The following is a 9,470-nucleotide window of genomic DNA, read 5'->3' as shown; positions in this document are numbered from 1 at the left end:
TGTTTTATGATGTTTGCCCTAACCATAACAATTTTATTTTGAGCTGACTATATATTGAGTCATTTAATACCCATAAAAATACGTGCAAATTGAACGTCGTTATGATTTTTATTTTATTAAAGTTTGCGCTTGAAGATATTTATAAGCGGCTTTAATAATAAAAAATTGTTTGGTTTAAAAAAACCAAGCAATTACTATCGATTGATTTTTGTTATATCAGGTATAATGGGTGCTTGTGGTGATAAAGAATATTTTCACTGTCTATTTTTATCAAAAAGATAATGAATAATATTTGATTAATAAGAGACACATTGAGCGCTTAAAAAAGCATTTTCATTTAATGATGAATAAAGCATCATTCAGGTTCTCAATACAAACCATATTTTATTGAGATGATCATCTTTTATCCAACCTTTGGACTTACTATGAGTAAAAATAACGCAATTGATTTAGACAACTTGAACGTTGATGAGCTACGTGCCATCAGCGAAAATGCTCAACAGCTTATCGCTAAAAAACAACACCAGCGTTTGTACGATGCTTATATGCAATTTGAACAAATTGCAGAAGACAGCAATGCGACGATTGAAGAGATCTTAAAAGCAGGTGAAAAACTAGAGAAAAAACGCAGCATTAAATACCGTAATACCGCTAATAAGGAAGAGACTTGGACTGGTCGCGGACGTAAGCCAACATGGTTGGTAGAAGCGTTAGCAGCAGGTCGTGACCTTGAAGATTTTGCTATCTAATAACAATGGTTTGAGTCACAGCATCGAGCGCGGCTGAGATATCAACTATTATGGATAATGGTGTACTTACAATCATTTAGCCATAAAAGATAGCGATTGACAAAACAAAAAAGCCAGTATCTATATTACCAATACGTTGGTAATATAGATACTGGCTTTTTTTCTGTCATCTATAGGTCATTGTTTGTTATGATAATGACGTTTTTGTCTGATATAAGAGTTGTGCAACCGTGGCCCAAGTATCTGAGTTGTCTCATAAGCGTCCCCGCAAGCTTTGGTGGCTGATCGGATTCGTATTGTTTGCGCTATTTGCCCTATTGCAAATGCCAGCGGCATGGCTACTGCAAAAGTATGCACCCAATACGCCTTACGTGCAGCATGTGTCTGGTAATGTATGGCAGGGCTCTGCTATTTGGCAAATTCCTATATCCTCGACGCCGCTCACAGGGATGGCCGAATGGTCATGGCAGCCATGGCAACTGCTCACAGGCAAGCTTGGCGCAGATGTGAATATCAATTCAGAGCAAACGAGGCTAAACGGACAGGTAAAGCTGGGGCTGAACGCATGGCAAGTTGATGATATGAGCGGAAAGATTGCCCCTGAAACGTTAGCAAGTGTGGTTGATTGGCAACTGCCTAACACGCCCATTCAGGTCAATGGAGTGTCGTTAGAACGTCAATCTGGTGATAAAGCGTCATCTACGAGCGAATCTGCTAACAATGCGGCAGGGTTTCGTGAGGCATCAGGACAGCTGACATGGGTAGGCGGTGAAGTGGGCTATCCGAGTGGGGGTAAGGTTTTTTATATCACCATGCCTGCGTTACGTGCTGAGCTGAGTGCTGAGCAAAAAAACAATAAAAATCTGCTACATATCAATCTATTGAACAACCAAGATAAGCGCTTAGGCGATCTGTATATAGACGGGGACAATATGCTAGATGTCAGTCTGACTCAGCGCCTACTAGAAAATATGCCTGAATATAAAGGACAAGCACCGCAAGACACGCCAGTCGTTAGTGTGCGCCAGCCACTGCTCACTGGTCTGGGAGCGCCATAAATGTCTGATATTGCTGCAAGTCTAAAGCCTGTCGTGAATACTCTCAATCGTTTCTCAGGGTGGTTGTTGCTACTGGCAATTGCTTGGTTGTGTTGGACAGCGGCGCGTCTGTTATGGTTATTATTAGCAGCGCCCTTAGCACCTGCTTTGCCGCTAGCTCCTTTGCAAAACAATACAAAGTCTGCCAATGACTATAGTGGTTTGTTTGCGATATTTGCTGATCCTGCCCCTATTGCAGCGGCAGTCCAGCCACCACCTAATGTTGAGCTTAAAGGCGTACTACTCGCTATACCGGAGAGTATGTCTTCGGCGTTGCTGAACATAAATGGTGAGGTGAAAAATTACCGAATTGGTGATGGACTAAAAGACAGCGACTATATCCTTGTCGCGGTTGACTGGAATTCGGTTATTATCGCGGATGCCAATGATAAAGAAACCGTTATTAGCATGCCAGAGGCCATGCCGCTAAATCAAGGTGATATGCTAGCAGGCGCGGTTAGTAACCAGCGTCTACCCAATAACAATATGCTGCCGACAGCGCCCCAGACCCTACAATATACGCCTCCTGAGCCTGCAGAGACAACGGATGAGAACAATCCGCAATCAGCTATCGAAGAAGCCGTCACCGCGCTACAAGAAAATCCTGCCAGTTATTTGAGTAGAATGGGCGTGATGGCCTCAGGTGAGAGCTACCAAGTCACCGCAGCGATGCCATCGAAGTTACGCAATCGACTGGGACTGGAGCCAGGTGACAAAGTGTTGACAGTAAACGGGCAAAATGTAGGTAACAACCCTGCTCAGGATGCAAGCGTATTGCAGCAAGTACAGCAAGCAGGCGAAGCACAGATCGAGGTTCAACGTGGTGAGCAAGTGATTACAATCCGCCAGCAGTTTTAATCAGGCGGACGGTTAGTAAAGATTGCTCGTTAAACACTCAGTACATATGACGTAATATCACTGTAGGTAACTATCAATATGGTAAGTTTTCATCAATTTTCAGCCACACCGTTACACCGTATCCTGCCGCGTTTGATGCGCCTGTGTCGTCCTCTGTGCCTAGCGGTACCATTGTGGGCTGTTGGTATGGGCCTTGCGAATGCTGAAAGCTGGAAGGTAAACCTACAAGATGCCGATATCAAAGCCTTTATTAATGAGGTGGCAACCATCACTGATCAAAACTTTGTCCTTGATCCTCGTATCAATGGCAATGTGACTGTCATCTCAAACAAAGCCTTATCGCGTGATGAGATTTATCAGCTGTTTTTAAGTGTGATGCAAGTCAATGGGATTGCAGCGATAGAGACAGGTACGACAATCAAACTGGTACCTGACAATATCGCCAAGCAGTCTGGTGTCGCTGTTGATTTACGCGGCAATAGTGTCGGTGAGTCGCTCGCAACCCGAGTGATTTATTTAACAAACACTCAAGCAGCAGAAGTATTGGGCGTTATAAGACCTTTAATGCCGCAGTCTGCACATGCAGCAGCGGTGCCTGGTGTAAACGCGCTGGTGCTATCAGATCGTGCTGATAGCCTGAATCAACTCACCGCACTTATCCGTGATTTGGACAGCAACGTCAATGACAGTCTACAAGTGATACCACTACGCCACGTCGATGCCGAACGTATGATGGAGCTGATTAGTGCCTTGGTGGCAAGCGCTGGTAGCGGACAAGCACAAGGTGGTAATAATCAACTCAAAGTGATCGCTGATTCATCAAGTGATCGGTTGCTGGTCAAAGGCAGTCCTGAGATGATCGCGAAAGTACAGGAGATGGTTAATCAATTAGATACCACACCGACAAGACGATTAAGTGGGTTACGTGTCTTTCGCCTAAAGTATGCCAGCGCCAGTCATATTGCTGATATGCTACGAGGCCTTTTGGCCAATCAATCGATTAATAGTGCTGGAGCCACCTCAACGTTAGAGTCCGCTTCTTTAAATGATGCCAGCAGTACAGGTGCCGCTATCAATAATGCGGCGAGTGACAGCATCGGTAGTAGTAGCACAGCCGTTGTACCGACCAGCAGTACCAGTGGTGCGGGCACAGGCGTTGGTGGAAAACCCTTTAGTATCATCGCTGATGAGACGCAAAATGCCGTTATCGTCAATGCAGATCCTGAGCTCATGTTTGAGATTGAAGATGCGGTCAACCAATTGGACAGTCGCCGCGCACAAGTCTTAATTCAAGCTGCTATCGTTGAAGTCTCAGGTGATGATGCAACCCAGCTAGGCGTTCAGTGGGCGCTTGGTAATGCCAATAGTGGCTATGGCGTCGTCAACTTCAATAATGTCGGTGCTAGTGCGACCACCTTGGCCGCTGCCGCATTGGGTGGTAGTGCTGCTGCGGGCGCCGCAGGTATTAGCTCCGCTGCCAGCTCTATCGTTGGTGCATTGGTTGGGATTGGCGATAGCCGAAAAGACAGTCAGGGTAATACGGAATTTTATGGTGCCATTTTGCAGGCACTCGACTCTTCTACCAGTGCCAATCTATTGTCCATGCCGTCTATTTTGACATTGGATAATGAAAAGGCCAGTATCTTGGTTGGTCAAAACGTACCTTTTGTCACAGGTTCTTATACTACTAGTGGTAACAACTCAAACAACCCTTTCCAGACCATTGATCGTCAAGATATTGGTATCAATCTTAACGTTATCCCTCATATTGGTGATAATGGCACCGTACGTTTGGAGGTCTCACAAGAAGTATCTTCCGTCGTACCAGGTACTACTGGCAATGCTAGTGGTTTGACTACCAATAAAAGTCTCATTAATACAACGATTTTAGCCGATGATCAGCAGACCATCGCCCTAGGTGGTTTGATGCGTGACAATAGCACCACACGCCAGCAAAAAGTTCCGGGCTTAGGAAATGTACCAGTGATTGGCAGGTTGTTCCGCTCTGACAATGACAGTACTCAAAAGAGTAACTTGATCATATTTTTGCAGCCAACCATCTTACGTGATGGTGGCGCGGTTGCCAGTGTGACCGAGCGTAAATTTAACCAGATGCGTGTACTGCAATTGGTCATCGATAAAAATGGTACGATCAAACAGCTCCCTTTGAGCGGAACACAGGGCTGGGATGGTAATGTCGATGCAGACTATGAATTGATGCCGCTCAACCCCCTTATTCCTAAGCGCAATCAAACACCCAGATCAACCTCTCAAGGATTTACCAAGGTAGACAGTCCTAACAGTGGTATAACGACATATCCTCTAAATCGCTAAAACTGTCACAGATTGCTATTTTAATCCACTCATTCCTCTCAATTAGTACAAGCCAATGTACGGTGTAATAAATAAACGTTACATCGTACATTGGCTTGCGTATTCGTAACACAGCTAAACAGAGCGACCGTCGTATTTTACGTATACTAAACTTTAGTGAGATAAAAATAGGCATGCACATTTATATCCATAAAATTGTTGCTGTATCAATAGGTAGAGACAGTCATGGCAAATCATAAAAGGGGTAAAAGTTGGCTGGTCTTGGGTGCTGTGGCCACCGCCTTATTGATTATTCCTCGGCGTAGTAGTCGAAAATCCGATAAGGTGACTGACACTAATATCGCAAATTTAAAAAATAAGAATGCTCATCACGGGAATAAGGATACCCAGTAGGGGCGCATAGCGCTTTATAGTAAACGCTGCATCGCTTGAATAAGCTGTTACTACAACCATGTGTATAATATGATGGTTGATAAGGTATTTTGCTAAACACGTTGTTTTTGGAGTGTATTTATGTCTGGTCCTGAGTCATCAAATAGGGCAAATCAAGCCTTGAGCAATTGTTATCCGCTCATTGATACCCATACACATTTCGACGCGCCAGTATTTGATAATGATCGAGAGCAACAGGTTCAAAGCGCTTACCATCAAGGTATACGTCATCTTGTGCTGGTTGGTTATCTTTATCAGCACTTTGAGCGCATGTACGATACAGAGCAATTGATTGATCAGTTATCAAAGCGTTTTGACATAGACACTGGCGAGCATAACGAGTCTGATTTCTGTACCCATATTGCGCTAGGCTTACATCCTTTTTATATCGAGCAGCATACTGATGCTCATTTGATAGAATTGGCACAAATGGTTGCTGCCTGTCGACCATTAGCCATCGGTGAAATTGGCTTGGATACCTTTACTGACGCAATGAAAGAGCCTGATGTTTTTGATAAACAAAAGCGGTTCTTTGAGGCGCAGCTAGATACCGCTGTGACCCATCAGTTGCCAGTGATGCTTCATATTCGTAAGGCGCACGCCGAAGCGCTCGCTATATTAAAAGCGCATGAATACGATGCTCATACATTGGGCGGTATTGCGCATAGTTTTAGTGGCGGTGAGCAAGAAGCCAAAGCTTTTGTAAAACTAGGGTTTAAGCTTGGTGTCACAGGTCAGGTGACCAACCCAAATGCCAAAAAACTGCGCCGTGCTATTCAGGCCGCTGTGGATACATATGGTATCGAGTGCTTGGTGATTGAGACAGACTGTCCAGATATGACGCCGATTATGTGTCAAAATTCAAATAGTCAGCATTCAGCCGTTGGACAAAGCCCAGACAATGAATGGGAGGCAGCCCACGCACATGATAGGAATATTCCTGCTAATTTGCCTTGGGTATTGTCGAGTTTAAGTGAATTATTGGGTGTCTCACAGGATAAACTTGCTAAGCAGTTATGGCAAAATAGCTGCGATGCCCTAAAAGTAAACTGGGCCTACCCAACATAATTATTAAACTTATACTTAAACGATGAAGCAAGCACAGTCAAAATATTTAAAAAGAGTATTTAAAAAGCTATGAATGAAACCAGACAAATTGAGCACCCAGTCGTAGAGCCAGTCACTACCGAATATGATAATGTACAAGCTAGCGTAGATGAAAAAAATGAGCAGTATGACCGCCGCTTTCAAGGTACGCGCACGCTTTATGGCACATCCGCTGTCAATACGTTTGCAGCGTCGCATGTTTATATCATTGGGGTAGGCGGCGTTGGTTCTTGGGCGGCAGAAGCGCTGGCACGTACGGCAGTCGGTATGATTACCTTGATTGATTTGGACGTTTTGGTGGCCTCTAATGTCAATCGGCAGCTACCGGCGTTAGACAGTACGTTTGGTCAAAGCAAAATTGAGGCAATGGCGGCACGTATTAAGGAGATCAACCCTCAAGTCACCTTAAATCTCGTTGATGATTTCTTGACCGTCGAAAACGTCGCAGCGCTACTGCCGGGTCGCCACGAAGCGAAAGCAGCCGCTGATCAAGGTAGACCTACTGTAATTTTAGATTGCGTGGATGATATGAATGCCAAGCTGGCGATTGCCCTACATTGCCGTTTTAATAAATTAAAGCTGGTTTGTGCAGGCGGTGCAGGTGGTAAGATAGATCCAAGTCAAATAAGAGTGAGCGACTTGCGCGACAGCTATCAAGATCCATTACTTGCCAAATTGCGTAACAAGCTGCGCCACGAAAAAGGCATCAACCGCGAGCTAAAAGAGAAGTTTGGTATCAAATGTGTTTATTCTACCGAGCCACCACATGTGGATAAGAGCTGCCAAGTAGGCGGGCTACAATGTGGTGGTTATGGGTCGGCAGTGGTCGTCACATCGGTGGTCGCAATGATTATGGTGAATGAAGCGTTACAATTATTGATAAAGCAGACGAGTCACCAATCGAGCGTCTGATATTATTTAATGGAGTCGATCTTGTCTATATCTAACTCACCTAAAAGCAGCTACCCAGTAGCGGTAGATGAAGTAGAGCGTATCAACAAGTTGAAAAAATATCAGGTACTCAATGAAGATGAGGAGCCTGCATTTGATCGACTCGTTGCACTCGTAAAGCTGTTTTTTGATGTGCCAGTGGTAACGATCACTTTTATGGATGAGGAAACACAATATTTAAAAGCAGCCTGCAAATTCGATAGTATGCCTGAAAGTGTCAGTATGGCACCACGTGAGACGGCCTTTTGTAATTATACGATATTGTCCAATGAGATGTTGATAGTAGAAGATACATTAGAGGATAGTCGTTTTAGCCAAAACCCAATGGTTGTCAATGTGCCCTATCTACGATTCTATGTTGGTGCACCGATCATTTTGCATGAGGGCAATAAAAGTTACCGGTTAGGTTCATTATGCCTGATGGATACCAAGCCCAACCATAGCTTTAGTGACCAACAAAAAGAGATATTGGCGCAGTTTGCGATGATGGCAGCAGATGCGTTGAAGCTACAGGATAAAGAACGTGATGCCAAACATGCCAATGAGATGAAATCTAACTTTTTGGCCGATATGAGTCATGAAATACGAACACCAATGAACGGTATTATTGGTATGGTAGAGATGCTAGGTGACACTGAGCTTAGCGCTGAACAGCGAGAGTATGTAGATAACATCAAAGTCTCTAATGAGCATTTGATGGTGATTATTAATGGGATTTTGGACTTATCGAAAGTTGAGTCTGGAAAAATGACTATCGATTCTATCCCACTCAATTTATCTACATTATGTAATGAGGTGGTCAGTCTATTTTCTATTAAGGCACGTCAACGAGGTTTGACGCTAGATTACCATTATACCGAGTCGTTATCACCTTATGTAAAAGGGGATCCGGTACGTCTCAAACAAATCATTGCAAATCTTGTGAATAATGCAATCAAATTTACTCGTGAGGGCGGGCGAGTGAGCATTGATGTCAAGCATATGGATAACTGCTATTGTGATGCCATAGCAGAAACGGATGTCGATGAAGATAAGCAAGGTGATAGGGATGAGAGCGCGCAGCCTCATCATTCCAATAAAAATATGACGTTATGTATTGAGGTGACAGATACTGGCGTTGGCATCAAACCTGAGTCACTAGAAGCCATATTTGATGCTTATGGACAAGCCAATAAATTCACGCATCGTCTGTATGGTGGCACAGGTCTTGGACTGTCTGTCTGCAAGTCTTTAGTCGAACTGATGGGTGGTCATATCCGCGTCAATAGTACGGTAGGTGTCGGGACTACTTTTCAGGTTTTATTGCCGCTACCAACCATTGACGAATCTAAGTACGAAACGTGGCAAGGTTTGAATGATCTGACAATGGAAGAACCCAGTCACGAACGTGCAGGTCATATCTTATTGGTCGAAGATGATACCGTCAATGCAATCATTGCCAAAAAAGCACTGACCAATAGTGGTCATAAGGTTACTCATGTCACTGACGGTCAACAAGCGATTGAAGCTTTTGCCTTGTTTCCCAAACGTTATGATGTCATCTTGATGGATCATCACATGCCGATTTTGGATGGTGTACAGGCCACTATTAAGCTGCATGAGCTTTATGACCCTCAAGACCTACCACCTATTATCGCTTTGACTGCCAATGCGATGGATGGAGAGCGCGAGAAATACTTAAAAGTGGGTATGCAAGATTATTGCACCAAACCTTTTAAAAAGGAGCAGCTAAATGCTTTGGTACAATATTGGTTGATACAAAAGCAATTAGAAGAAGAGTAGGTCACAGGTTGTTATCATGATAATTGCCATGACAATGACTATTAAATATTAGGCGCGACTAACTAAATACTAGGCGCTACTAAACGTTAAAGGCGACTATGCGACAATAAATACAGCCGCTGTAAATACAAAAAAGCTTAACCGTTTATATAGCGGTTAA

7 protein-coding genes are annotated in these 9,470 nt (G+C 43.9%); all 7 read left to right on the top strand.

Annotated elements, in window-relative coordinates; all coding sequences use genetic code 11:
• Nucleotides 1-425: 425 nt before the first annotated feature.
• The 7 genes from L0G63_RS04940 to L0G63_RS04910 all read left to right on the top strand — a co-directional run bounded on the left by L0G63_RS04940 (nt 426) and on the right by L0G63_RS04910 (nt 9,310).
• Entirely contained in the window at nt 426-749 is a 324-nt protein-coding gene (locus L0G63_RS04940) for an H-NS histone family protein (protein ID WP_301449632.1), read from the top strand.
• A 230-nt stretch (nt 750-979) separates the two neighbouring features.
• A complete protein-coding gene (gene gspN / locus L0G63_RS04935) occupies nt 980-1,807 on the top strand; it encodes a type II secretion system protein N (RefSeq protein ID WP_301449631.1) in 828 nt (275 codons plus the stop codon).
• On the top strand, nt 1,808-2,704 hold the full coding sequence (locus L0G63_RS04930; RefSeq protein ID WP_301449630.1) for a type II secretion system protein N: 897 nt from the start codon (nt 1,808-1,810) through the stop codon (nt 2,702-2,704).
• Between the two features lie 78 nt (nt 2,705-2,782).
• A complete protein-coding gene (gene gspD, locus L0G63_RS04925) occupies nt 2,783-5,038 on the top strand; it encodes a type II secretion system secretin GspD (RefSeq protein WP_301449629.1) in 2,256 nt (751 codons plus the stop codon).
• Nucleotides 5,039-5,551: 513 nt separating this feature from the next.
• Nucleotides 5,552-6,538: a TatD family hydrolase gene (locus L0G63_RS04920; RefSeq protein ID WP_301449628.1), complete on the top strand. Its 987-nt coding sequence runs from the start codon at nt 5,552-5,554 to the stop codon at nt 6,536-6,538.
• A gap of 69 nt (nt 6,539-6,607) precedes the next feature.
• Nucleotides 6,608-7,489 carry a tRNA threonylcarbamoyladenosine dehydratase gene (locus L0G63_RS04915; RefSeq protein ID WP_301449627.1) on the top strand — a complete coding sequence of 294 codons (882 nt, stop codon included), beginning with the start codon at nt 6,608-6,610 and terminating at the stop codon, nt 7,487-7,489.
• Between the two features lie 21 nt (nt 7,490-7,510).
• Complete coding sequence (locus tag L0G63_RS04910) at nt 7,511-9,310, top strand: GAF domain-containing hybrid sensor histidine kinase/response regulator (RefSeq protein WP_301449626.1); 1,800 nt, start codon at nt 7,511-7,513, stop codon at nt 9,308-9,310.
• Nucleotides 9,311-9,470: the final 160 nt, after the last annotated feature.

Origin of the sequence: Psychrobacter sp. (genome assembly GCF_030454045.1) — a bacterium.
Lineage (GTDB): Bacteria > Pseudomonadota > Gammaproteobacteria > Pseudomonadales > Moraxellaceae > Psychrobacter.
The sequence above is the reverse complement of the archived record's forward strand: the minus strand, read 5'-3'. Positions and strand labels throughout refer to the sequence as shown.